The 24,382-nt window shown below is 63.1% G+C and carries 18 protein-coding genes, 1 other RNA gene and 2 pseudogenes; 7 read left to right on the top strand and 14 right to left on the bottom strand.

Translation table 11 applies throughout. The features are described from left to right. Positions 1 to 680 precede the first annotated feature (680 nt). Positions 681 to 3,785 carry an efflux RND transporter permease subunit gene (locus AB8Z38_RS18485; protein WP_369726406.1) on the bottom strand — a complete coding sequence of 1,035 codons (3,105 nt, stop codon included), beginning with the start codon at positions 3,783 to 3,785 and terminating at the stop codon, positions 681 to 683. Between the two features lie 1,469 nt (positions 3,786 to 5,254). Between AB8Z38_RS18485 and AB8Z38_RS18490 the strand changes: the two are divergent. Both AB8Z38_RS18490 and AB8Z38_RS18495 read left to right on the top strand, forming a co-directional pair. Further along, positions 5,255 to 5,415, top strand: a pseudogene (locus AB8Z38_RS18490) (IS256 family transposase); the annotation flags it as partial. A gap of 807 nt (positions 5,416 to 6,222) precedes the next feature. Next, the gene (locus tag AB8Z38_RS18495; RefSeq protein ID WP_369726407.1) at positions 6,223 to 7,926 is read left to right on the top strand and encodes a recombinase family protein; all 1,704 of its coding nucleotides are present in this window, start codon (positions 6,223 to 6,225) and stop codon (positions 7,924 to 7,926) included. On the opposite strand, the pseudogene AB8Z38_RS18500 reads toward AB8Z38_RS18495, so the two are convergent. The 8 genes and pseudogenes from AB8Z38_RS18500 to AB8Z38_RS18535 form a co-directional block, all read right to left on the bottom strand. Next, positions 7,908 to 7,997 (bottom strand): annotated as a pseudogene (locus tag AB8Z38_RS18500) (acyl-CoA thioester hydrolase); the annotation flags it as partial. The gene AB8Z38_RS18495 and the pseudogene AB8Z38_RS18500 sit on opposite strands and share 19 nt — an antisense overlap. Further along, the gene (locus tag AB8Z38_RS18505) at positions 7,994 to 8,365 is read right to left on the bottom strand and encodes a type II toxin-antitoxin system VapC family toxin (RefSeq protein ID WP_369726408.1); all 372 of its coding nucleotides are present in this window, start codon (positions 8,363 to 8,365) and stop codon (positions 7,994 to 7,996) included. The gene AB8Z38_RS18505 and the pseudogene AB8Z38_RS18500, both read right to left, overlap by 4 nt. Continuing rightward, positions 8,362 to 8,553 carry a type II toxin-antitoxin system VapB family antitoxin gene (locus AB8Z38_RS18510; RefSeq protein WP_369726409.1) on the bottom strand — a complete coding sequence of 64 codons (192 nt, stop codon included), beginning with the start codon at positions 8,551 to 8,553 and terminating at the stop codon, positions 8,362 to 8,364. The genes AB8Z38_RS18505 and AB8Z38_RS18510 overlap by 4 nt, the downstream gene beginning before the upstream one ends. Before the next feature lie 50 nt (positions 8,554 to 8,603). After that, positions 8,604 to 9,521 carry a metallophosphoesterase gene (locus tag AB8Z38_RS18515; RefSeq protein WP_369726410.1) on the bottom strand — a complete coding sequence of 306 codons (918 nt, stop codon included), beginning with the start codon at positions 9,519 to 9,521 and terminating at the stop codon, positions 8,604 to 8,606. Positions 9,522 to 9,630: 109 nt separating this feature from the next. Then, positions 9,631 to 10,689, bottom strand: coding sequence for a Holliday junction branch migration DNA helicase RuvB (ruvB, locus tag AB8Z38_RS18520; protein WP_369726411.1), 1,059 nt, complete (start codon positions 10,687 to 10,689; stop codon positions 9,631 to 9,633). Positions 10,690 to 10,820: 131 nt separating this feature from the next. Beyond that, positions 10,821 to 11,438 carry a Holliday junction branch migration protein RuvA gene (gene ruvA / locus AB8Z38_RS18525; RefSeq protein ID WP_369726412.1) on the bottom strand — a complete coding sequence of 206 codons (618 nt, stop codon included), beginning with the start codon at positions 11,436 to 11,438 and terminating at the stop codon, positions 10,821 to 10,823. Then, positions 11,435 to 11,962 (bottom strand): crossover junction endodeoxyribonuclease RuvC, encoded by a 528-nt coding sequence (gene ruvC / locus AB8Z38_RS18530; RefSeq protein ID WP_369726413.1) that lies wholly within the window; start codon positions 11,960 to 11,962, stop codon positions 11,435 to 11,437. The genes ruvA and ruvC overlap by 4 nt, the downstream gene beginning before the upstream one ends. 125 nt (positions 11,963 to 12,087) lie before the next feature. Continuing rightward, positions 12,088 to 12,834 (bottom strand): YebC/PmpR family DNA-binding transcriptional regulator, encoded by a 747-nt coding sequence (locus AB8Z38_RS18535; RefSeq protein WP_369726414.1) that lies wholly within the window; start codon positions 12,832 to 12,834, stop codon positions 12,088 to 12,090. A 204-nt stretch (positions 12,835 to 13,038) separates the two neighbouring features. On the opposite strand from AB8Z38_RS18535, the gene AB8Z38_RS18540 reads away from it, so the two are divergent. Continuing rightward, a complete protein-coding gene (locus tag AB8Z38_RS18540) occupies positions 13,039 to 14,787 on the top strand; it encodes a methyl-accepting chemotaxis protein (RefSeq protein WP_369726415.1) in 1,749 nt (582 codons plus the stop codon). Between the two features lie 115 nt (positions 14,788 to 14,902). After that, entirely contained in the window at positions 14,903 to 16,327 is a 1,425-nt protein-coding gene (locus AB8Z38_RS18545; protein WP_369726416.1) for a methyl-accepting chemotaxis protein, read from the top strand. A 548-nt stretch (positions 16,328 to 16,875) separates the two neighbouring features. Here AB8Z38_RS18545 and AB8Z38_RS18550 read toward each other — a convergent pair. The 5 genes from AB8Z38_RS18550 to AB8Z38_RS18570 all read right to left on the bottom strand — a co-directional run bounded on the left by AB8Z38_RS18550 (position 16,876) and on the right by AB8Z38_RS18570 (position 19,519). Beyond that, positions 16,876 to 17,700 carry a TIGR00282 family metallophosphoesterase gene (locus AB8Z38_RS18550; protein WP_369726417.1) on the bottom strand — a complete coding sequence of 275 codons (825 nt, stop codon included), beginning with the start codon at positions 17,698 to 17,700 and terminating at the stop codon, positions 16,876 to 16,878. Further along, the gene (locus AB8Z38_RS18555) at positions 17,678 to 18,274 is read right to left on the bottom strand and encodes a 5-formyltetrahydrofolate cyclo-ligase (RefSeq protein ID WP_369726418.1); all 597 of its coding nucleotides are present in this window, start codon (positions 18,272 to 18,274) and stop codon (positions 17,678 to 17,680) included. Before AB8Z38_RS18555 ends, AB8Z38_RS18550 begins: the two co-directional genes overlap by 23 nt. Before the next feature lie 171 nt (positions 18,275 to 18,445). Beyond that, positions 18,446 to 18,606, bottom strand: a non-coding RNA gene (ssrS, locus tag AB8Z38_RS18560) — 6S RNA. 212 nt (positions 18,607 to 18,818) lie between these two features. Then, positions 18,819 to 19,202 (bottom strand): cell division protein ZapA, encoded by a 384-nt coding sequence (locus tag AB8Z38_RS18565; RefSeq protein WP_369726419.1) that lies wholly within the window; start codon positions 19,200 to 19,202, stop codon positions 18,819 to 18,821. Next, on the bottom strand, positions 19,199 to 19,519 hold the full coding sequence (locus AB8Z38_RS18570) for a DUF4164 domain-containing protein (RefSeq protein ID WP_045002587.1): 321 nt from the start codon (positions 19,517 to 19,519) through the stop codon (positions 19,199 to 19,201). The genes AB8Z38_RS18565 and AB8Z38_RS18570 overlap by 4 nt, the downstream gene beginning before the upstream one ends. A 377-nt stretch (positions 19,520 to 19,896) precedes the next feature. Between AB8Z38_RS18570 and tkt the strand changes: the two genes are divergently transcribed. The 3 genes from tkt to pgk all read left to right on the top strand — a co-directional run bounded on the left by tkt (position 19,897) and on the right by pgk (position 24,363). Next, entirely contained in the window at positions 19,897 to 21,888 is a 1,992-nt protein-coding gene (gene tkt / locus AB8Z38_RS18575; protein ID WP_369726534.1) for a transketolase, read from the top strand. A gap of 146 nt (positions 21,889 to 22,034) precedes the next feature. Beyond that, positions 22,035 to 23,042, top strand: coding sequence for a type I glyceraldehyde-3-phosphate dehydrogenase (gene gap, locus AB8Z38_RS18580; protein WP_369726420.1), 1,008 nt, complete (start codon positions 22,035 to 22,037; stop codon positions 23,040 to 23,042). 124 nt (positions 23,043 to 23,166) lie between these two features. Further along, on the top strand, positions 23,167 to 24,363 hold the full coding sequence (gene pgk / locus AB8Z38_RS18585; RefSeq protein ID WP_369726421.1) for a phosphoglycerate kinase: 1,197 nt from the start codon (positions 23,167 to 23,169) through the stop codon (positions 24,361 to 24,363). The last annotated feature ends 19 nt before the right edge of the window (positions 24,364 to 24,382 follow it).

Consider the following 24,382-nt stretch of genomic DNA (forward strand, 5'->3'; position numbering starts at 1 on the left):
ACCGATCGCGGGTTCATCCCGGGAACATCCGATCCCCAAACCTTAGCCAAAATGGCGGCCGCGCTCGAGCAATCGCCGGACTTCGCGTCTTGCGCCGGCTCGTGTCGCGCCCAGAATTCGCGGGGATTGAATTTCTTGGGAACTATCCTAGGCCTGCAGCAAATCAGCGGTCCATTTTCAGACAGCAATGCAGCGCGGTCAGGAAGTGAATAATTCTCCATCAAGAACCAATTGAAAAATGGGTACGCCACTCATTGGGGGAACATGGACTCTGTCCCTGTCACGGGCGAGGTCAGTCTTGCGAGTTATGCTGCCGTGATCTCCGGCAAATCACGTGGCGGTGGGCCCGCTCGGTAACAACAGCATCCGCCTGTCGGAGCAGAAACGGATCCGCGACGCGCTCTTCGCCGAACACATGATACCCCCCAAGCTTCGCACCACCGGCTTGAAGGTCCGGACGCGCAAGGCAACGTGAACCCCTCCCAGGCATCCGTCGGTGGTCGCGATGTAGTCCTTCACCTCGGGCAAGCAGTAGATGAGACGAAGCGCAGCAGCCGCGGATCATCCTTCCTGTCCGCCCCATGAACTGCAGGCACCCAGTGCGATCAAGTTACCGCGGTCGGCGAGCAGCGCCCCCACGCTAGCGGAGCGATCGAGCAAACCCGGGTTGATCGTTACGGTTATCGCTTGGCCAGGTGGACATCGGATGCTCCGACGAAGGCGAGCTCGGCGGCGTTCTGGACGTGATCGGAACTCGCGTCGGCGCGGTGATCCGACGCGATCGCGACATAGAGCGCCGGCAGCACGAAAAGCGTGAACAGCGTGCCGATGGACATACCCGCGACGACCACGAGCCCGATCGAGAAGCGGCTCGCGGCGCCAGCACCCGTTGCGGTCAACAAGGGTAAGAGGCCCGTGACCATCGCCGCGGTGGTCATCAAGATTGGACGGAGGCGGACGCGCGCCGCCATCTCGATCGCCGAGCGGGGATCGAGTCTCTCCTTGATCTGCAGCTCATTGGCGAACTGGACCATCAGAATACCGTGCTTGGATATCAGCCCGGCCAATGTCAACAGTCCGATTTGGGTGTAGATGTTCATAGTCGCCAAGCCAAAGAATAGCGGGATTAAGGCGCCGGCGATTGCCATGGGAACGCTGAACATGATGATGAGGGGATCGCGCAGACTTTCGAACTGCGCCGCAAGCACCAAGAAAATGACGATGAGTGCAAACGCAAAGGTGATAACCAGTTTGTTACCCTCCTGCACATATTGACGGGCGTCCCCGAGGAAGTCGTGGCTGAACTCTGCGGGCAGTTTCATTGCCTCGCCCTCGAGGAAGTCCACAGCCTGACCGATCGTGACGCCGGGCATCGGTACGGCTTGGAAGGTCGCGGAGTTGAGCTGGTTGTAGTGGGTGAGTGCGTTCGGATCGGTCGCAGTCTCGATGGAGACCACGGTCGATAGCGGCAGCATCGAGCCCGCCGCAGTCTTGACATAATAGCCCCCAAGTGATTCCGGCGTCAGGCGCTTCTCGCGCGGCACCTGCGGGATCACTTCGTAGGAGCGGCCCTGCAGGTTGAAACGATTGACGTAGTTTCCGCCAAGGAGGGTCGCGAGCGCGCTACCGACGTTCTGCATGGTGATGCCAAGGTCGCTCGCCTTGGATCGATCGACCTTGATCCGCACCCCCGGCTGGTTGAACTCAAGGTCAGAGTCGCTGACCATGAACAGACCGCTCTTGCGCGCGGCATCCTTCAGATTCGACATCTGCTCGTAGATGTACTGGAAACCGAGCGTCGACTTGATCACCATCTGCGCTGGTAAGCCACCCGAACCGCCCGGAAGCGGCGGCAAGCTAAAGGCAAATGCGTTGATGCCTTCGAGTTTGGACAGCTCGGCCTGGACCAGCGATTTCAGCGCGATCGATGAGCGCTTCCGCTCGGCCCAAGGCTTAAGCAACATCCCGGCCATGCCGCCCTGCGGACCGCTGATGCCGTTCAGCACGAAGCGAAAATCCGTCTCGGGAAACTTCTGGAGTGCCTTGTCGAGCTTGGCGCCGTAATAATCCAGGTAATCAATATTGGCGTATTTCGGCGCTTTTGTCAGTGCGAATACGATGCCCTGATCCTCCTCGGGTGCGAGTTCCTTGGAAGTATGCATATAGAGAAAGGCGACGAGGCCCAGCATGGTCAGCGCAAACAGCCCGGTAACCGCGCGATAGTCGAGCGAGCGGTCGAGCTTGCGGCCGTACCAGCGCGTCATGGCGCTGAACACACGAGTCACAAACTTTGCAAACCGCCCCTCTTCAGCGCTCTTCAGGAAGACCGCGCACATCATGGGCGACAGCGTCAGCGCGATCACGCCCGACACGATCACCGAACCGGCCAGTGTAAACGCGAATTCGCGGAACAGCGCGCCGGTGATGCCACCGAGAAAGCCGATGGGGGCGTACACGGCGGCCAACGTAATCGTCATGGAGACGACGGGGCCGACGATCTCGCCCGCGCCATTCGTAGCGGCCTGCGCGGGCGACGCACCTTCTTCCATATGGCGATGAACGTTCTCCACCACGACGATTGCGTCGTCGACCACGAGACCGATCGCAAGCACCATCGCAAGGAGGGTCAGCAGATTGAATGAGAACCCCAGCGCCAGCATCATGCTGTAGACGCCAATAATGGACAGCGGAATGGTGACGACGGGAATGATGACAGACCGCGGCGAGGCCAGGAACAGGAAGATCACCAATACCACGATCGCGACGGCCTCAAGGAGCGTCTTCTCCACCTCGTCGATCGATGATTGGATGAACTTGGTGGAGTCGTAGGCCACTTCCATCTTCAGCGATGGCGGCAGGCTGCGCTTCATTTCTGGAAGCAGTGCCCGAACGCCTTGCACTATGGTCAGTGGATTGCCTTGTGGGCTCGCCTGCACGGCGACGAAGATCGCGTGTTCGCCGTTCATCGCGACGCTGGCGTTTGTGCTCTGCGCCGCAAGCTCCACTGTCGCAATGTCCTCCATGCGCACAAAGCCGCCGTCATTGGCTTTGACGATCATACGCTTGAAGTCATCAACACTCCGCAGATCAGTGTTGACCGTGACGTCGGAGAGAGTGAAATAGCCCTTAGTCTGGCCGGCCGCAGCCTGGAAGTTGTTGGCCGCGATTGCAGCCGAAACATCAGCTGGCGACACGCCGTGGCCCGCCATTCTCGCGGGATCGAGCCATAACCGCATCGCAAAACTCTGGCCGCCCAGGATGTCTGCCGCTGCGACGCCATCTACAGTTGACATAACCGGTTGCACCACGCGCGAGAGATAGTCGGAGATTGCGCTGGCCGTCAGTTTTTCGCTGGAGAAGGCGATATACATGACAGCTGTGGTCTGACCGGCAGATTTGGTGACGACTGGATCGTTCGATTCTTTAGGGATTAAATATTTGACCGAGTTGACCTTGGAGAGCACTTCAGTGAGCGCCTCGTTGGGATCGAAATTGAGCTTGATATAGACCTGGATGGTCGAGGTACCCAGCACCGAGGAGGACGTAATGTAATCAACGCCTTCGGCCGAACCGAGCGCTTGCTCAAGGGGCGTGGTGATGAACCCCTGGATCATGTCGGCGGAGGCGCCAGGATAAGAGGTTGTGATATTGACGACCGTGTTGGTCAGCTTAGGATACTGCCGGATTGGCAAAACGGTGGCCGCGCCAACGCCGGTCAGCAGGATCAGGAGACTGACGACGATAGACAATATCGGACGTTTGATGAAGAGCTCGGTAAATGCCATCGCGACGCTCGCATTCAAGAGACTGACGCAAATTCGCCAGTAAGCCAGGCTACAGCAACAGTCATCAACGCGGCGACTGTGGCTAGGGGCACCTTCTCAGGGTAGAGCCCATGTTTCTCTTAAGCTAGCAACCGCCCCGGGGGGCCGGCTCGAAGCAGTAGAGCTGAGCCTCTGGGCAAAGCCGCAGACAAGCTCAAGTGTCAGCTCCGTCGTAGCAGCCGATGTCCAGGATCACTGGGTCTTGCTTCTGGAGGAAGCACACAATGTGCTGATGGACCTCCAACGCGGAAGTGGGCTCACGTATTTCCATTTAACCTCGTCCCACGCCTCAATGGCAGCAATGCCTTGCAGCACACTTATCAACTCAGCTTAGGATTTCGCGCCGCCCCACCGTTCGGACGATCCAGCTTCGACGCTGAAACTACAGACAAGCCGACGGGCAGCTCAACTCTACAGAGGTAAGCGGGCGATATAGAACGGGTTGCAGAACCTATACCAACGTTTGTCGACGCGCGACGCCCGCATGAACCGCGCGAGACTTGTGATGTTGCTCGAGAGCACAGGCGTTTCCCTTCGGTCTTGGCTTCACGATGAACCGGCCATCTCGGGTCCGCCCGCAACAGTAAGTGAACCCCAGGAAGGCGAAGGTGTCGGCCACCGCTCGCCACGCGGCTGACGCGGGAGGGCCGCGAACCGCGCCAAACTCGATCAACCGGGTTTTGTCCGCATGGAGCGTCGGCCAGTCGCGCCTTGAGGGCCAAGAGCATTTCCTGGGCATCTGCGTTGCTCTCGAAGCCGATGACGACGTCGTCCGCAAAGCGCACGGTCACAACGCGAGCGCGTGCATGGCGACCACTCCAGTGGTCGACCCAGAGATCGAGGATGCAATGCAGGAAGATGTTGGAAAGGAGCGGACTGATCCTGCCCTTTGCGGCGTGTGTCTTGCTTCTAGCCGCTCTCAAGAACGCCAGCTCGCAGCCGCAGCTCGATGAGCTGCAGGATACGAGGATCGGCAATCCTGTGCGCCACCATCCGCAGCAGCCACTCGTGGTCGACCGAATCGAAGACACTGGATATGTCCTCATAGCCGGATGAAGGGCATCAAGCTCCATCTGAGGATTCCGCGCGGCCGGAAGCCGTAGGCCCGAGGAATTCGACCTCATAGGCGGCGCCCAACACCTCGGCGACCGCGTTTTGGACGATCTTGTCCTCTAGCGGCCGGCACACCGAGAGGCTGCCTACCCCCGTCGGCTTGGGGACGTAGACGCGCCGCACCGGCTGTAGCCGGTAGGGACAGTGTGGACCGTGCGCAGAGATCGCGGATTGATCCGTGAGCCCCTCTTCGTACTTTGCCTCCGTTATCCCGCCGACCTCCGCGCCGGCCTGCCGGCTTTTGTCGTCGAAACGCCCGAAGCAGAGCGTCTTTGTCGATGTGGTGCAGCAAGGCTGTGAACCGGTTTGGACATATGGTCGGCATGTTCCCCAACGAGGAGGCATGGTTCGCCTCATTGGAGCGGTCCTGCTCGAACAGAACGATGAATGGGCCGTCCAGCGTGCCCGTTACATGACACTGGAAACCATCGCGCCTTTGAGCGATGATTCGAGCGTCAGCCTTCCGGCCGCCAGCTGACCGGCCCGGCTCTCTTGCCGGCGAATCGGTTGCCCGAGCGCCAGTTACAGCATGCTGAGAAACACGAGTATTTCTGACAGTGCTTTTCGCGCCCTACTGCGGAGCTCACGAAGACGCGATTGCTGGCTCTTGGAGCCTCGACGCAAGAGCGATCGAACAAGCGGAATAAGAAAAGACCCAATCATCGAAGGGTCCTTGGGCTCGGACCACCGCGTCTGGGCTGAACGTTACAGTTCGCCGGGGCTCTGCGGCAGTGACTACAATCTTTGGGGAACCGAGGACGGCTCCTACGCACCGGGCACCCGCACCCGCACCCGCAGCCGCACCCGCACCCGCACCCGCACCCGCACCCGCACCCGCACCCGCACCCGCACCCGCACCCGCTAACAAACTTACGCCGCCGCCACCCGCAAGTATTTTTACTCCGCTTTGCTTAGCATTTCTGCTCTGGACTACGCGCCTCATCGCCAGGAGTGCCCTCACGCACGCTGCGGCACTTGACGAATTTCATTTTCATTCGACGCTGCCGAAGTCAGCATGAGGGAAGCGTTGCGAGTAATCGCTGCGGCTTGGCCGTAGCGCAGCGCGGAAATTTACGCTAGCTTCCGCTCGCGAGTTTGCAAATGCCTACCCGCATCCGATCTTTCCGAAGACAACGAGCGACCATTCGACCGCTTGCCCCCTCCCATCCTCGGAGCTGGGATAATCCGGACAATGAGGAAATCTGGTTTGAGTTGGCGCGCGCCATCGGACGTCAGATCGCACGGGATGAAAATCATGGCTCGGGGCAGCCGATAGAGGACCGGCATGACGACACCGTCATCGAAGAAAACGGCCGTAATATACGCGCGCTATTCGAGCGACATGCAAAAGGCGAGCTCGATTGAGGGTCAGCTATTACTCTGCCGCAAGGTCGCATTGCGCAACAACCTCGATGTCATCGGCGAGTTTGTGGATGCCGCAAAATCTGGTCTTACCGAAGGTGCGCGGGACGGCTATCAGCGCTTGCTCAACGGTGTGCGAAACCAGGAGTTTGACGTAGTCGTCGTTGAGCATTACGACCGCTTGTCGCGCGATCCCGCAACCATCCAGCGTCTCAAGCAGGTTTTCGAGTTCAACGGCGTTGAGCTGATGGATCAGAAAGGAGTCTACGCGACCGCCACTGACATCAGCATCGCAAGTCTGTACAACACGATTTACAAGCCGCAGCTCGCCGAAAAGGTTCGGCGCGGCCATGACAACGCTGTTGCCAACGGAAGAATTCCTGGCTCATACGCCTATGGTTATCGGCCGAGGCCGGGCGCGCCCGGCGAACGCGTGATCGATGAGAACGAAGCAAAGATCGTGCTCCGCATCTTCAATGAATATGCAGCGGGCCGCTCGACCCGAACTATCGCCGCTGACCTCACCCGCGAAGGCGTGCCCTCACCAGGGGCAACTCGTCACAAGAACAAGGCCGGCCGCACTACCTGGAACCATCAGTGCATCACAGGCGGTCGGCATGGTCGCGGCATTATCGGCAACGAATTATATATCGGCGAGATACATTGGAACGTTCGCTCGACAATTCTCAACCCAGAGACGCAGAAGAAGCAGAAGCGCCGCAATCCGGCAGAACGCCACATTATAGTCAAAAAGCCAGAGCTGCGGATCGTTCCGCAAGTGCTCTGGGATGTAGCGCAGAAGGTTCGTAGCGTGCGCGCCGTATCTATGTTCGGACCGACTGGCAAGCCGCGGCGTCGCGCCGTGAGTCCGCGCAACACTGAGCACCCGCTTGCCGGTGTGCTCCGGTGTGGCGTCTGCAATGGCCATATGCGAATCGCTCAATCCTCGCGTAACGGTGCACCGCGCGCGGCATGCGCGAGCGCGCATCAGCGGGGCACCTGCGAGCACACCCGTAGCTTTGATATGGACGTTCTGCTCGAGGATGCCTCCGAGAAAATCCAAACGAAATTGCTTTCGCCGAAAGCCATTGAAGAGGCGATGCGTGCTTGGAAGGAGGAGCGCAAAAACGATCGGAACAATGGCAGCGAACACAGTAAGCTAGAGCGTCGACACCGCGTATTGACTACCGAGATCGAACGCCTCTCTTATGCCATCGCAAGTAGCCGCCGCAAGCCGGACGAATTGCTCAAGCGGATCGATGAGTGCGACCTGGAGCGGGAAAGCGTTGAACAGCGCTTGCGGCTGCTGGGCGGTGGCGGAGAAAATGTGAGTGGCTTCGATCGCCCGAAATTCAATGACCGATACCGCTCGGAGGTTAGAAAGCTTATTACCGCGCTCAAAACCAATCCGAAGGCGATCGAAACTCGCATTGCCTTCCGCAACTTGATTGAATGCATAGTAGTGCATCCGGTTCGCAAGCGTATGCCCTACGAATATACGCCCTACCTGAACAGCTCCGCGCTTTACGGAAAGAACCTTTTTCCCGAAAACCGCAGCAAGGAGCGAGAGATCAGCACGTTTGCATACTACGACAACGGCAAGTCAGGGAAATCCGTGTCCTCGTAATAGACGCGCACCTGCATGTGGTGACGGCCGTTGCGGATCTCGCCGTCGAGATGGGACATGAGGTCACTCATTGGATATCGGCAGCCAATTTCAGCGAACGAGCGGCTGCAAGCAATCGCTTGTCACGCGTCCAGATCGAGGCCTCGATCGTCAACATCGTCGATGCCAGCAAGTGGGCATCGACATATCCGATCCCCAACCCGGACAACTTCCGTTTGACTATAAACTCGAGGACTTCGTCATTGCTGGCGATCGTCGCCCTGGGAAGGGAATTCAGATCGTCGAGCAAGTCGGAAGCCTTGGGCACGCCTCCCAGGAGCAATTCGCCTATCACAAACGGATGAATAACGACGTCTCCATGATCGAGGAGGCCAGCCAGCTGCGCATCCGCACGACGGAAGTGGTCGACCCAGATCGACGTGTCCGCCAAGACGCTCATTTGGGCCGGCGACGCGGTGGAGCTTTCGCGTTGGGTTCAGCACCCCCCATCCGCGCGAGACGACGTGCGGCCTCCCGTTCAACGAAGGCCTTCAGGGCTTCCCTGATAACAGCCGACTTTTCACTGACACCCGCAAACTCCCGCGCCTTGGCAAATAACTCGTCGTCGATCGCGATTGTGGTTCTCATGGCAGCACCTCTACATCAAATATGACATCATTTGATGCAGAATTCCATGCTTACGCCAGCGCCGGCCCTCGCCCCAGCGTCACTTCGACGATTTCGGGCGGCACGCCGACGCGGACCGGGAGGATGCTGCAACCAAGGCCCCCGGAGATGATGACGTCGCATTTCAGCCGGAAATGGCCATAGGCCAGCCGCAGCCCATGCTGCGGCGAAACGGCCGGCGACCAGCCGAGCAGGCGGACCTGGCCGCCGTGGGTGTGGCCGGACAGCTGCAGCGCGACGCGCGCGGGCACGCGCGGTGCGATATTGGGTTCGTGCGCAAGCAGGATCACCGGTGCGTCGTCAGTAATCTTTGCCAGTGTCGCGGCGAGATCGTCGACGCCGAAGCGCCCCGCGCTCCGGAGGCGCCGCGCCGGCATAAAGGCAAGCTGATCGCCTAGACCGGCGAGCCAGAACGGACGGCCATCCCTGGTGAGACGCACGACGTCGTTCTCGTAGACGGGTATGCCAGCCGCCTCCAGCGCGCGATGGGCGACCGTCGGCCCCTGCCCGGCCCGCTGCACGAGTTTGTCGTCCCAATAGTCATGATTGCCCATGACCGCATGAACACCAAGCGGCGCCTTGAGGCCGGTCAGCACCCTCGCCCATTCACCGGCCGGGATGATGCGCGTGACATGGTGATGACCGGCGACGTAATCCCCGAGCAGTACGATGAGATCGGGGCCGAGCGCGTTGGTGCGATCGACGATGGCCTCGATCCGCTCCAGCGACATCCAGGGATCGCAGGCATGAATGTCGGCGATCACGGCGATCTTCAGCGGAAAATCCGCCGGCCATTGTCGTGGCGTTGGATGATAGCGGGTAATGCTGAGCCGCAGCACCGGCTCGACGCCGACGCCGTAAGCCGCGGTCGAGACGCCGAGGGCGGACAGACCGCCGATGGAACGGATGAGATGACGCCGCGAGATCATGGAAGCCCGGTCGTGATGCGCCTTTCGTGATGCGGCCCGATTGGAGCGGAATTGGGGAGCGCTCGCGCAGATCGTCTGCACAGAGGTTACCGGAAGTTCATGACCGTCGCTATCGCTCGTCGCTCTCGTCCGTCCCGAACAGGCCGAACTGCGCCGCATCGCGCGAGGGTTCGGCAATCCCGAGATGGCGGAAGGCGTGCGAGGTGAGCAGGCGCCCGCGCGGGGTGCGCTGGAGATAGCCGCACTGGATCAGATAGGGCTCGATGATGTCCTCGATCGCGTCGCGCGGCTCGGATAACGCGGCGGCCATCGTCTCGACGCCGACCGGGCCGCCGCCATAGTTCATCGCGATAGTCGTGAGATAGCGGCGGTCCATGGCATCGAGGCCGGCGGCGTCGACCTCAAGCGCGCTGAGCGCGTGGTCGGCAATCTCGCGGTCGATCGACGTGGCATCGGCCGCCGAGGCGAAATCGCGCACGCGGCGCAGGAGGCGACCGGCGATGCGCGGCGTGCCGCGGGCGCGGCGCGCGATCTCGTTGGCGCCGTCCGCGCTCATGCCGACATTGAGCACGCGGGCGCCGCGGGTGACGATGCTTTCCAGCTCCTCGATTGTATAGAAGTTGAGCCGGATCGGGATGCCGAAGCGATCGCGCAACGGATTGGTCAGCAGGCCGGCACGCGTGGTGGCGCCGACGAGGGTGAATTTCGACAGCTCGATCTTCACCGAGCGCGCCGCCGGGCCCTCGCCGATGATGAGGTCGAGCTGAAAATCCTCCATGGCGGGATAGAGCACTTCCTCCACCGCCGGGCTCAGGCGATGGATCTCGTCGATGAAGAGCACGTCGCGCTCCTCGAGATTGGTCAGCAGTGCCGCGAGATCGCCGGCCTTGGCGATCACCGGGCCTGACGTGGCGCGAAAGCCGACGCCGAGTTCCTTGGCCACGATCTGCGCCAGCGTGGTCTTGCCGAGGCCGGGGGGACCGACGAACAGCACGTGATCCAGCGCTTCGCCGCGCTTGCGCGCCGCCTCGATGAAGATCGAGAGATTCTTGCGCGCCTGCTGCTGGCCGACGAAATCGGACAGCGATTGCGGCCGCAGCGCGGTGTCGCCGACATCGTCGCTGCGGCGCTCGGGCGTGACCATGCGGGGGGCCTTGGGATCGCTCACTCAGCGGACTCCGCAAGATCGTAGGGTGGGCAAAGGCGCTCTTCGCGCCGTGCCCACCATGTCGCTGATCGCTCTATAGATGATGGGCACGCTTCGCTTTGCCCACCCTACGAGATTGACCATTTCCGCACTCACTTCGCGAGCTCCTTCAGGCCGAGGCGAATGAGCTGCGCCGTCTCGGCATTCTCACCTGCGCTGCGCGATGCCGATGCGATGGCGGCGGCCGCTTGCGGCTGGCCGTAGCCGAGATTGACCAGCGCGGAGATCGCATCCGCCACCGGACGCGGGGCGCGGTGGTCGTCGATGGCGCCGGCGAGATGCACGACGGCCGGATCGACGTTGGCAAAGGCCGGCGCCTTGTCCTTCAACTCGGTGACAATGCGCTCGGCGACCTTGGGCCCGACGCCGGGCGTGCGCGCCACCGCGGCCTTGTCGCGCAGCGCGATCGCGTTGGCGAGATCGGAAGGCGACAGCGTGCCGAGCACGGCCAGCGCGACCTTGGCGCCGACGCCCTGCACGGTCTGGAGCAGGCGAAACCATTCGCGCTCCTGATCGGTGCGGAAGCCGAACAGCTTGATCTGGTCCTCGCGGACATAGGTCTCGATCGAGAGCACGGCCGCCTCGCCCGGCGAGGGCAGATGCTGCAATGTGCGCGCCGAGCAATGCACCTGATAGCCGACCCCGCCAACGTCGAGAAGGACGTAATCCTCGCCGTAGGAATCGATCAGGCCCTTGAGCTTGCCGATCATATCCCCACCACTTTCAAACGCAGCGCGGCGCTCTGGCGGTGATGCGCATGCGTGATGGCAATGGCGAGCGCATCGGCGGCATCCGCCGACGGCGGCTCGGCCTTGGGCAGCAGGATCTTCAACATCATCGCGATCTGCTGCTTGTCGGCATGACCGGCGCCGACCACGGTTTTCTTGACCTGGTTCGGCGCGTATTCGGCGACAGAGATACCGAACATCGCGGGCGCCAGCATGGCGACGCCGCGGGCCTGGCCGAGCTTCAACGTCGCGACGCCGTCCTTGTTGACGAAGGTCTGCTCGACCGCGGCTTCCATCGGCTTGTGCTCGGACAAGATCGTGGCGAGCCCTTCATGGATCGCCAGCAGGCGGCTTGCGAGCGGGAGGTCGTCCGGCGGTTCCACCGAGCCGCAGGCGATGTAGATGAGGCGATTGCCCTCGGACTCGATCACGCCCCAGCCGGTGCGGCGCAGGCCGGGGTCGATGCCGATGATGCGAACGGGGCCACGAATCGGGAGCGCAGTCATGCGCCAGTGATAGCGGCTGACCGTCGCGGGGGAAACAGAAACAGAACGGAAGTAACAGGGGAAAGCGGCGCAACCCTCTTCGCCTTTCGCCGCACGCGCGAGCGCACCGTCCGAGGGGAACGCCGCTAGCCGCCCATCTTCGCCATCAGCGCGTCCGACACCTCGAAATTGGCGTAGACGTGCTGGACGTCGTCATGCTCGTTGAGCAGGTCCATCAGCTTCAACAGCTTCTCGCCGGTCTCGTCGTCGACCGCGATGGTGTTCTGCGGCTTCCAGACCAGTGCGGCCTTGCGCGACTCGCCGAACTTGGCTTCGAGCGCCTTGGCGACATCACGATAGCTTTCGGTCGAGGCGTAGATCTCGTGACCACCTTCGCCGGAGATCACGTCGTCGGCGCCGGCCTCGATCGCTGCATCGAGCATCGCATCGTCGGAGGCGACGCTGCGGTCGTATTCGATGATGCCGGTGCGGTCGAACATGAAGGCGACCGAGCCGGTTTCGCCGAGGTTGCCGCCGGATTTCGTGAAGAAGGAGCGGATGTCGGAGGCGGCGCGGTTGCGGTTGTCGGTCAGCGCCTCGACGATGACGGCGACGCCGCCGGGGCCGTAGCCCTCGTAGCGGATCTCGTCATAGTTCTCGCCGTCATTGCCGAGCGCCTTCTTGATGGCGCGCTCGATATTGTCCTTCGGCATGTTCTCCTGGCGGGCCGCGATGATGGCCGCGCGCAGGCGCGGGTTCATGTTGGGATCGGGCGTGCCGAGTTTGGCCGCGACAGTGATTTCCCGCGCCAGCTTGCCGAACAGCTTCGACTTCTGGGCATCCTGCCGCCCCTTGCGGTGCATGATGTTCTTGAATTGGGAATGTCCGGCCATGCGTGGTCTCGTGAGGGAAGTGTCAGCCAAGGTGAGCGTGGGAAGCGCGGCCTTATAGGCCGCCAAGCCACCGGAATGAAAGAGGCTCTACGACTTTAAGGTAATACCGTAGCGTCCTTTGCCTAGAAGTCAGGCAACGTTAACCCTGATTTCATCCCGGGCTGCGAAAATAACGTCGACCCGTCTCCCGAAAAGAGTGACCCGATGGCGTTCGCATTGTTTCAGAAGCGTCTGCCGGATTCGGCCGCGCCCGCGGCAGCCCCGCTAGCTGCGCAGCCGGCCGCCGGTTCCCAACCCACCTCGGCCGCCGAGGGCGATTCGGCCCGGGAAATCCTGGAACTGCTGGAACTCGAGCTGGGCGCCATGATCCGCCAGCTCGAGCGCGCCGCCAATTCGGTGGCCGGCGGCGCGGAGGCGACCGCCGCGACGCTCGTGGACATCCGCCAGCGCACCGACGCGCTGACCGGACGGACCAATGCCGCGCAGTCGAACGCCTCGACCTTCGCCCATGCCGCCGAGAAGTTCACCCAATCGGCGCAGGGCATCGGCGCGCAGGTCCGCGAGGCCGGCAAGCTTGCCGACGAGGCCAGCGCCGCGGCACAGGAGGCGCGCGCCAATGTCGACCGCCTGCGCAGATCCTCCGCGGCGATCGGCAATGTCGTCAACCTGATCGCCCAGATCGCACGGCAGACCACGCTGCTCGCGCTCAACTCGACCATCGAGGCCGCGCGCGCAGGTGCTGCAGGCCGGGGCTTCGCGGTGGTCGCCACCGAGGTTAAGGCGCTCGCGGTGCAGACCCAGGGCGCCACCGAAGAGATTTCCAGGAAGATCGACGCGCTGCAGCGCGATGCCGCAGGGTCAGCCGATGCCGTGCATCGCATCTCGCAGGCGATCGAGGCGATCCGCCCGGTGTTCGACACCGTCAACGGCGCAGTGGCCGAGCAGAACGCGACCACCAGCGAGGTCTCCGGCAACGCAGCCAGCGCTTCGCAATTCATCATCTCGGTCGGCGAGAGCGCTGCCGAAATCGACGCCGCGACCAAGGCGGCCGAAACTCATGGCGAGAACGTCGCCAGCGCCGGCAAGGCGGTGACGACGTTCGCACGCAAGCTGAAATCGCGCTGCGCGGTGCTGCTCAAGCAGAGTGAGCACGACGATCGCCGCAAGACCGAGCGGCTGCCCTGCCATCTCAAATTCGAGAGCGCACGCGGCGTGATGCCGGTCTACGAGATCGCGATGGACGGCGTGCTGATCGGCGGCGCGGACGCCGGCCGGCTTGCGCCGCAGACGATCATCGACGGCAGCCTCGAGGGCGTCGGTGCCTGCCGCCTGCGCGTGGTCGAACAATCCAAGGCCGGGGCCCGCGCCCACTTCGTCGCGCCCAATGCCGAGCTCAACGAGAAGATCGAGGACAGGCTCTGGTCGATCCACGAGGAGAACACCGAGTTCGTCACCCGCGCCATGGAAGCGGGCACCGCGCTGACCGCGATCTACGAGCAGGCGGTTGCGCGCGGCGAGGTCAAGATCGACGACCTCTTTGACACCGACTACGCCGAAATCGCCGGCAGCAATCCGCAGCAATACCGCACCAGATATCTCGACTGGGCCGACCGCGCGCTGCCGCCGTTCCAGGAAGCGTTTCTCGCCAAGGAGCCGCGCATGGCGTTCTGCGCCATGGTTGACCGCAACGGCTTCCTGCCGGTGCACAACAAGATCTATTCGCATCCGCAGCGGCCGGGCGATGCCGTATGGAACGCAGCGAACTGCCGCAACCGGCGCATCTTCAACGATCCGGCCGGCTTGGCCGCCGCCCAAAACCAGCGATCGTATCTGATCCAGAGCTATGCGCGCGACATGGGCAACGGCAACACGGTGATGATGCGCGAGATCGATGTCCCGATCCGCGTGCAGGGCCGGCACTGGGGCGGATTCAGGACGGCCTACAAGCTGTAGTGCACGCTCAGGCAAGACCTGCTGAGCAGAATCATCGCTTAAAGTCGGAATTGGAATGGGAATGGGAATGCCGCGGTGAGCCGATCAACGGCTCCGCCTGGAGATAAGCCCGTACATGTCCCTCGCGCAGCTTGCAGTATTGGACACCGGATCGAACCGGACGATGGCCGAGCGCCTGATCGACCAGCTTGCCGACCGCATCGGCGGTCTCGGCGTCGAGCTTGCCGACATCGCCGGCAACGTCCAGGAGGTCGCAAGCCGCGTCGCGAACCAGTCGGAACGGTTCCACCACCTGCAGCAGACGGCCGAGACCATGGTCTCGGCCAATCACGACATCGCCAATGCGTCGCAGGCGGTGCAATTGACCACCTCAGCGGCGGTCGGCGAGATCGCCCAGTCGCGCAACGCCGTCGACACCGCCGTCAGCCACATCTCCGAGCTCGTCGCGGCGGTGGGGCGGATCGAGGCGCGCTTGAGCGCGGTCGGCTCGGCGCTGGCGCAGGTCGCGAAGGTGTCCGGCTCGATCGAGGCGATCGCCAAGCAAACCAATCTGCTTGCGCTCAACGCCACCATCGAGGCGGCGCGCGCCGGCGATGCCGGCCGCGGCTTCGCGGTGGTCGCAAGCGAGGTGAAGAACCTCGCCGAAGCCACCCGCCAGGCCACGCACCTGATCTCCGACACCGTGCGCGATCTCGACGGCCAGATCGAGGGCCTGATCGGCGAGAGCGGCGACGCCTCGCTGCGCGCCAAGACCGCGGGCGAAGGCGCCCAGCAGATCTCCGGCATCATCTCACGGGTGCAGCAGGGCTTTGCGTCCGTGGAAGCCGAGATCGACAGTGTCACGCGCGCCGCGACCTCCAACCTCGGCCATTGCGACACCGTGATCAACGAGCTCAACGAGCTCGCCAAGGGCGTCGACCTGTCGTCGCGCGATCTCAAGAACGCCGACCAGCGGGTCACGCAATTGCTCGACACCTCCGAAGGCCTGATCGCACTGATCGCCGACAGCGGCGTCGAGACCTCGGACGCGCCGCTGATACGCACGGTCGTGGATACCGCCAAACGCATCTCGGGCGAGTTCGAGGCCGCGATCGATCGCGGCGAGATCACGCTCGATCAGCTCATGGACGAATCCTATCGGGAGATCGCGGGCACCGATCCCAAGCAATATCTCACCAACTACGTCGCGTTCACCGACCGCGTGCTGCCTGCGATCCAGGACCCGATCCAGAAATCCGATCCCCGCATCGTGTTCTGCGTCGCCTGGGCGAGGCACGGCTATCTGCCGACGCACAATCCGAACTACCGCCTGCCCCAGGGCAAGGACCCGGTCTGGAACAACGCCAATTGCCGCAACCGCCGCCTGTTCACCGATCGCGCGGTGAAGAAGGTCGCGGCGAATACAAAGCCGTTCCTGCTGCAAACCTATCGGCGCGAGATGGGCGGCGGACAGTTCGTGCTGATGAAGGATCTGTCGTCGCCGATCGTGGTCCACGGCAAGCACTGGGGCGCGTTCCGGATGGGATATCGGCAGGGCTGACAGGTCATGCGACGCCGCTGCAAGACGGCGCTCTGGTGTCGCCAAAAGAAAAAACTTTGAAAACAACCCCATGCACAGTAGCCGGGGTGCGTGGAATCAATGGCTTACGGCGGGATGAATTGGGCTTGGCTGGTTGCCATGAAGAAGGTGCGCTCCCTCCCCCGCTTCGCGCCGACCTCTCCCGCAAGCGGGCGAGGTGAGGCGAACCCGCGGCTCGACCGATACGATCAAAAGGCATTCCACGTCGCTGGTAAAGGCGTTGACCCGTCGGGCAAAACAGGCGCACGATAGCATCATCCGCAAATTGGGTAGTCGCATCGCAGCTTCGGTCGTTGGCCGAACGTCGCGCAGATCGTGCTGTAGGCCCGTCGCGTGAGTCGCGATCTGGCGCGTCATTCTCTAAGCGTCGTCCCGGCGAAGGCCGGGACCCATAGCCACAGGCGGTCGTCTGGCGAAGGCTGATTGTTTCGGGACTGGCACCATCCGCGAGCGATAGATCACGCGGTATGGGTCCCGGCCTTCGCCGGGACGACACTGAATTTGTAGAGCTAGCTCAACCAAAACTTCGGCGTTGCCGGCTCGAGCCGACCGCCCGCGCGCACTGGTGCGATGCGCAGTGCGAGTCCCGTTGCATCATCCGTTTCTACCGCTACGCCGCTGAGCGTCGCAACGCCTGCGGCCGGCTCGAAGCGGCCGGATGGAATGCCCGACGTGAACCGGCGCAGCGGTTCTTCCTTCTGCATGCCGATGATGGAATCGTAGTCGCCGGTCATGCCGGCATCGGTCATGTAGGCGGTGCCGCCACTGAGGATCTGGTGGTCGGCGGTCGGCACATGGGTGTGGGTGCCGACCACGAGGCTGGCTCGGCCGTCGCAGAAGAAGCCGATGCCCTGCTTCTCGCTGCTGGCCTCGCAATGAAAATCGACGACGATGGCATCGGCGGCAACGCCGAGCGGGCAGGCGCCGAGCTCGCGCTCCAGCGCCGCAAAGGGATCGTCGAACGGGGTCATGAAGACGCGGCCGAGCGCGTTGACGACGAGCGCATGCTTACCGTTCTTGGTCTCGACCAGGGCTGCGCCGCGGCCGGGCGTGCCGCGCGGATAGTTGGCCGGCCGCACCAGGCGTTCGGCGCGCTCGATGAACACCAGCGCCTCGCGCTGGTCCCAGGAATGGTTGCCGAGCGTCACCGCATCGGCGCCGGCATCGAGAAATTCCTGATAGATCGCTTCGGTGATGCCGAAGCCTCCGGCCGAATTCTCGCCATTGACGACGACGAAATCGAGCGACCAGTCCTTGACCATGCCGGGCAGATATTCGGCGATGGCGTTGCGCCCGCTACGGCCGACGACATCACCCACGAAGAGAATGCGCAAGTTCAGAACTCCGGAAATCGAATGCGTCCGATTCCGTTAGCACATAATCCAGCGCGACGTCGTGGGATAGTGCCGGAACGGCCTCGATCTCTTGCGCCGCAAACGCAAGCCCGATGCCGACGATCTGCTTGGTCTTGCGCAGATGCGCGAAGGTGAAGTCGTAATGCCCCGCACCATAGCCGATGCGGTGGCCGAGACGGTCGAACGCCGCAAGCGGCGTCAGCATGATGTCGGGAACAACTTCAGCGGCGGCCGGCGACGGTTCGGGAATGCCGAGCGGCCCGAGCATCAGCCGGTCGTTCGGATGCCAGATGCGGAAGACCAGCGCCTGGCCGCGCGCGGTGACGCACGGCAGCGCCAGCCGCGCGCCTTCCTCGGCGAGCTTCCGCATCAGCGGCGCCGGGTCGATCTCGCTGCGGATCGGCGAGTAGCCGGAGACGATGCTGCCCGGCAACAGCTTGAACGGCAGCCCGCGCTTGGCGAGTTTTGCGGCGGCACTGGTGCGCTTCTTGTCGCTCAGCGCGTCGCGTTTGGCGAGCGCTTTGGCGCGGAGTTCGGCTTTGGTGTTGGACATGTGCGCTCGGTCCCTTCGTCATCACCCGCGAAAGCGGGTGATCCAGTATTCCAGAGGCGGCGATGATTCACACAAAGGCCGCGGCGTACTGGATGCCCCGGTCAAGCCGGGGCATGACACCTGTTGAACCGGCCGCAGTCGTTTCAACAAGGACAACCAAGCAAACAACAGTGCGAAGCCGCAAACGCCGTTGAAGCGCTCGATCCCGGAGTTCCCTACGAAAGTAGGTGGGCACCATATGTCCGGGCCCACGGGCCCGGCCAGGGACAGTTCCCTAAAGGATCGATAAGGCCCCGGGGATATATGGCTCCGGACGCGCGTCGCAGCCTCGCCTCCGCAATGTAACAACGATACTGACGAATCGCCAGCCCGGCTTGCAGTTGCCGCTCACCTCTCCCGCTTGCGGGAGAGGTCGGCGCGGAGCGCCGGGTGAGGGTTCTCTCCTCGTTGGGAGTCTCTCTGCGGAAACACCCTCTCCCCAACCCTCCCCCGCAGGCGGGGGAGGGAGCGCACCAGCTTCGAGGCAACTATCGGGGCTCTTCCCTTACCCGATCGCAATCCCGTTGCCGACGGTGCGGTTCAGGACCTGGGTCGACTTCTCGATGCGTTCGGCTGCGGCGTTCAGTGCATTCACCACCGCGGTCTGGGTCATGCGGGCGCGCTCGACGGCGGCATTGCGGAAATCCCGCAATTCGCCCAGCTCCTGCTCCATGGTGCGGATGCGGTTGCCGGCGTCCATCAGCTCGTCGCAGACCGTCAGTGCCGCCATCACGGTGAGCCGTGCATCGCCGATCTCGCCGAATTTTCCGCGCAGCGACTGGATGCGCGTCTCCAGGCTGTCGGCGAGCTTCAGCAGCCGCACCTCCTCGCCCTCTTCGCAGGCCATGCGATATTGCCGGCCATTGATGGTGACGTTGATGTGGCTCATCCGTCCTCTCCGGTATCGAGTACCGAGCGTATCGTGACGATCGCGGAATCCAGCCGATCGGAGATCTCGCGATTGGTGCGCTCGAGCTTGCGCGCCTTCACGAGTGCGCCGTCGAGCTCGTCGGCAAGACGCGAGCGATCCGCGCCCAGCGCCTGGATCCGCGTCGCGAGTTCGTTCTCGTCACGATCGGCATCGCGCCGCCGCTCGACAGCGCTTTCGAGCGAGTCGAGCGCCGCCATGAGCCTGCGGGTCGCGATCTCGATCTCGACGGCGGACGACTCCGTCATGGCAGAGCTGTTGGAAACGCGATCGTTCATGCAGTCAGCGGCGGACCTGTGGCCTTGCCCAATGGGCGTTCCTGGGGCTTGCCGCCCGGCAAAAGACTCGGTTCGGCAAGCGGTTAGAACCAGAAATTTACGTGGCAAGCTAGCCGAGCGCAACGCCGCCGCGAAACTATGCACTGATCAATCGGGATTGAGATCCGCCCCGGCCGAGCAGTTCCTTCCTGAGCGTCTCTGGCCGGAAAACCTGCCTCCCATTTTTCGGATCATCCCGCAGGCAACTTTTACGGCCAAACCGGAGTTTGATTGCCTTGGCCTGCCGGAACCGAGATGCTATTCCAGCCGCGCCCCCAGCGGCCGAAAGGCTCCTTCCGGCGCGGCGAATACTGCCACAAGCGCCTCATTTCAGACGGATTTCAGACATGACGCAGGTCGACCACAACCGTATGGCCAACGCGATCCGCGGCCTCGCGATGGACGCCGTGGAGAAGGCGAAATCGGGCCATCCGGGCCTGCCGATGGGCGCCGCCGACATGGCCACCGTGCTGTTCACGCAATTCCTGAAATTCGACATCGCCGCAACCGACTGGCCCGACCGCGACCGCTTCGTGCTCTCCGCCGGCCACGGCTCGATGCTGCTCTATGCGCTGCTGTATCTCACCGGCAGCTCCGAGATGACGATCGACCAGCTCAAGAACTTCCGGCAGCTGGGATCGTTGACGCCCGGGCATCCCGAGCACGGCCACACCAAGGGCATCGAGACCACCACCGGCCCACTCGGCCAGGGCATCTCGACTGCGGTCGGTATGGCGCTGGCCGAAAAGATGCTCGCGGCCGAGTTCGGCAAAAAGATCGTCGATCATCATACCTATGTGATTGCGTCCGACGGCGACCTGATGGAAGGCGTCTCGCAGGAAGCGATCGCGATGGCCGGGCACTGGAAGCTCAACAAGATGATCGTGCTGTACGACGACAACGGCATCTCGATCGACGGCCCGACCTCGATTTCCGATTCGGTCGACCAGGTGAAGCGCTTCAAGGCGTGCGGCTGGGCCGCCGAGAAGATCGACGGCCACGACCAGGCCGCGATCGCAGCCGCGCTCACCCGCGCGCAAAAATCCAGCAAGCCGACGCTGATCGCCTGCCGCACCACCATCGGCTTCGGCGCGCCGCACAAGGCCGGCACCGCGAAGGCGCATGGCGAGGCGCTCGGCGCCGACGAGCTCAAGGCGGCCAAGGAAAATCTCGGCATTTCGCTCGAGCCGTTCTCGGTGCCGGACGACGTGCTCAAAGCGTGGCGCGCGGCAGGCAGCCGCGGCGCATCGGCACGGCAGGAATGGGAAGCAAGGCTCGGTGAGCTCGGCAGCCGCAAGCGCGCCGAGTTCGAGCGACGCTTGCGCCATGAGCGTCCGGCCGCGCTCGCGAAGGCATTCAAAGCCTACAAGAAGGAGCTTCTGGAAAAGCCGATGAATGCGGCGACCCGCAAATCCTCGGAAGCGGTGATCGAAGTTATTGCCGGCGCCATGCCGATGGAATTCCTCGCAGGCTCGGCCGACCTCACCGGCTCCAACAACAACAAGGCTAAGTCGGCGACCGCGTTCTCCGCCAAGACGCCGAAAGGCCGCTTCATCCATTACGGCATTCGCGAGCACGGCATGTGTGCCGCGATGAACGGCATCTTCCTGCACGGCGGCTTCGCGCCGAACGGCGCCACCTTCCTGGTGTTCACGGACTACGCGCGGCCGGCGATGCGTCTTGCCGCGCTGATGGGCGCCGGCGTGGTCTATGTGATGACCCACGATTCCATCGGCCTCGGCGAAGACGGTCCGACCCATCAGCCGGTCGAGCACCTCTCCGCGCTTCGGGCGATTCCCAACATGCGCGTGTTCCGCCCCTGCGATTCCGTCGAGGTTGCCGAGTGCTGGGAATTGGCCCTCAACCGTATCGACGGGCCGACCGTGCTGGCGCTGACGCGGCAGAACCTGCCACAACTGCGCACCAGCACAAATGAGAATCCCTGCCAGTACGGCGCTTACGAGCTGGTCGCCGCGCAAGGCGAAGCCAAGGCAACGCTGTTCGCCTCGGGCTCCGAAGTCGAGATGGCGTTGGCCGCCCAGAAGCAGCTTGGCGAGCGCGGCATTCCGACACGGGTGGTCTCGGTGCCGTCCCTCGAACTGCTGCTAGCGCAACCAAAGGAACGCCGTGACGAGATCATCGGCAAGGCGCCGATCAAGGTCGCGATCGAGGCCGCCGTGCGCTGGGGTTGGGACGCCGTGATCGGCCAGGAGGGCGAATTCATCGGCATGCACTCGTTCGGCGCCAGCGCGCCGCTGAACAAGATATTCCAGCACTTTGGCATTACCGCCGAGGCCGCGGTTAACGCCGTCGTGAAACGCCTTTCCTGAGAGTTGAGATTGCCGGAAAAAAGGACTACCTAACTTCCCATATGATCACGCCCCGCCCGGCCGAACCGGGCGTCCGCCCTGAAAAACCCTCGCAGGCGCGCTAGCGCGTTGTGCGGGATGACAACGGTCATTGAAGGAGACGAAACATGGCAGTCCGCGTCAGGATCAACGGTTTTGGCCGCATCGGCCGCAACATCCTGCGGGCTATCGCCGAGTCCGGCCGCAAGGACATCGAGGTGGTCGGCATCAACGACCTCGGCCCGGTCGAGACCAACGCGCATCTGCTGCGCTTCGACAGCGTCCATGGCCGCTTCCCTGGAACCGTGACCGTCGAGGGCGACACGATCAGCCTCGGTGGCAACAAGATCAAGGTCACGGCCGAGCGCGATCCCTCGAAGCTGCCCTGGAAGGACCTCGGCATCGACATCGCGATGGAGTGCACCGGCATCTTCACCTCGAAGGACAAGGCCTCGGCGCATCTGACCGCCGGCGCCAAGCGCGTGCTGGTCTCCGCGCCGGCCGATGGCGCCGACGCCACCATCGTCTACGGCGTCAACCACGACACGCTGACCAGGGACCATCTGGTCATCTCCAACGGCTCCTGCACCACCAACTGCCTCGCGCCGATCGCCAAGGTTCTGAACGACCTGGTCGGCATCGAGACCGGCTTCATGACGACGATCCACGCCTATACCGGCGACCAGCCGACGCTCGACACCATGCACAAGGATCTCTATCGCGGCCGCGCGGCTGCGATGTCGATGATCCCGACCTCGACCGGCGCCGCCAAGGCGATCGGCCTGGTGCTGCCGGAGTTGAAGGGCAAGCTCGACGGCGTCGCGATCCGCGTGCCGACCCCGAACGTCTCGGTCGTCGATCTCAAGATCGTCGCCAAGCGCGCCACGGACCCGAAGGAAATCAACGAGGCGATGAAGCGTGCCTCCGAGCAGCAGCTCAAGGGCATTCTCGGCTACACCACGGCGCCGAACGTCTCGATCGACTTCAACCATGACCCGCACTCGTCCACGTTCCACATGGACCAGACCAAGGTGCAGAACGGCACGCTGGTGCGCGTGATGTCCTGGTACGACAACGAGTGGGGTTTCTCGAACCGCATGGCCGACACAGCCGTTGCGATGAGCAAGGTGATCTAACTGCGCAGTTGTTTCGTCATTCCGGGATGGTCCGAAGGACCAGACCCAGGATCTCGAGATCCGGGTTCGCGCTGCGCGCGCCCCGGAGTGACCTTCTAAAGGCCCGGGACAAGAGAGCCCAGAGATGACCAACAAATTCCGCACCCTCGACGACGTCGACGTGAAGGGCAAGCGCGTGCTGTTGCGCGTCGATCTCAACGTGCCCATGGAGAACGGGCGCGTCAGCGACGCAACCCGGCTCGAGCGCGTCGCGCCGACCATCAGCGAAATCTCGGACAAGGGCGGCAAGGTCATCCTGCTGGCGCATTTCGGCCGGCCCAAGGGCCGCGACGCCAAGGACTCGCTCAAGCCGGTCGCCGAGGCGCTGGCGAAGGTGGTGAACAAGCCGGTCGCCTTCGCCGACGATTGCATCGGCGAGCCCGCCGCCAAAGCCGTTTCCGGCTTAAACAACGGCGATATCCTTTGTCTGGAAAACACCCGTTTCCACAAAGAGGAAGAGAAGAACGATCCGGCTTTCGTCGCGGAGCTCGCCAAGCTGGGCGACATCTGGGTCAATGACGCTTTCTCGGCCGCGCACCGCGCCCACGCCTCGACCGAAGGCCTCGGCCACAAGCTGCCGGCCTATGCCGGCCGCACCATGCAGGCCGAGCTCGTCGCGCTGGAGAAGGCGCTGGGGTCACCGACCAAGCCGGTGATCGCGATCATCGGCGGCGCCAAGGTCTCGACCAAGATCGACCTGCTCGAAAACCTCGTGACCAAGGTCGACGCGCTGGTGATCGGCGGCGGCATGGCCAACACCTTCCTGCACGCCCAGGGCGTCGGCATCGGCAAGTCACTGGCCGAGAAGGATCTCGCCGCCACCGCGCTGCGCATCATGGAGAAGGCCGAGGCCGCCAACTGCGCCATCATCCTGCCGGTGGACGCCACCGTGGCCTATCATTTCGCAGCCAACGCGCCGTCGCATGCTTACGGGCTCGATGCGATCCCGGCCGACGGCATGATCCTCGACGTCGGCCCGCAATCGGTCGTGCGCATCCATGCCGCGATCGACGATGCCGCCACGCTGGTCTGGAATGGCCCGCTCGGGGCCTTCGAGATGCAGCCGTTCGACCGCGGCACGGTAGCCGCCGCCAAGCATGCCGCCGAGCGCACCAAGGCGAAGAAGCTGGTGTCGATCGCGGGCGGCGGCGACACGGTCGCGGCGCTGAACCAGGCCCATGTGGCCGGGCAATTCACCTATGTCTCGACCGCCGGTGGCGCATTTCTTGAATGGATGGAGGGCAAGCCCCTGCCCGGCGTCGAGGTCTTGCGCGTCAAGTAAATAGCGGCCTTTTAAGTCA

The sequence above is a fragment of the Bradyrhizobium sp. LLZ17 genome, from assembly GCF_041200145.1.
In the GTDB taxonomy this organism is placed as follows: Bacteria; Pseudomonadota; Alphaproteobacteria; order Rhizobiales; family Xanthobacteraceae; genus Bradyrhizobium.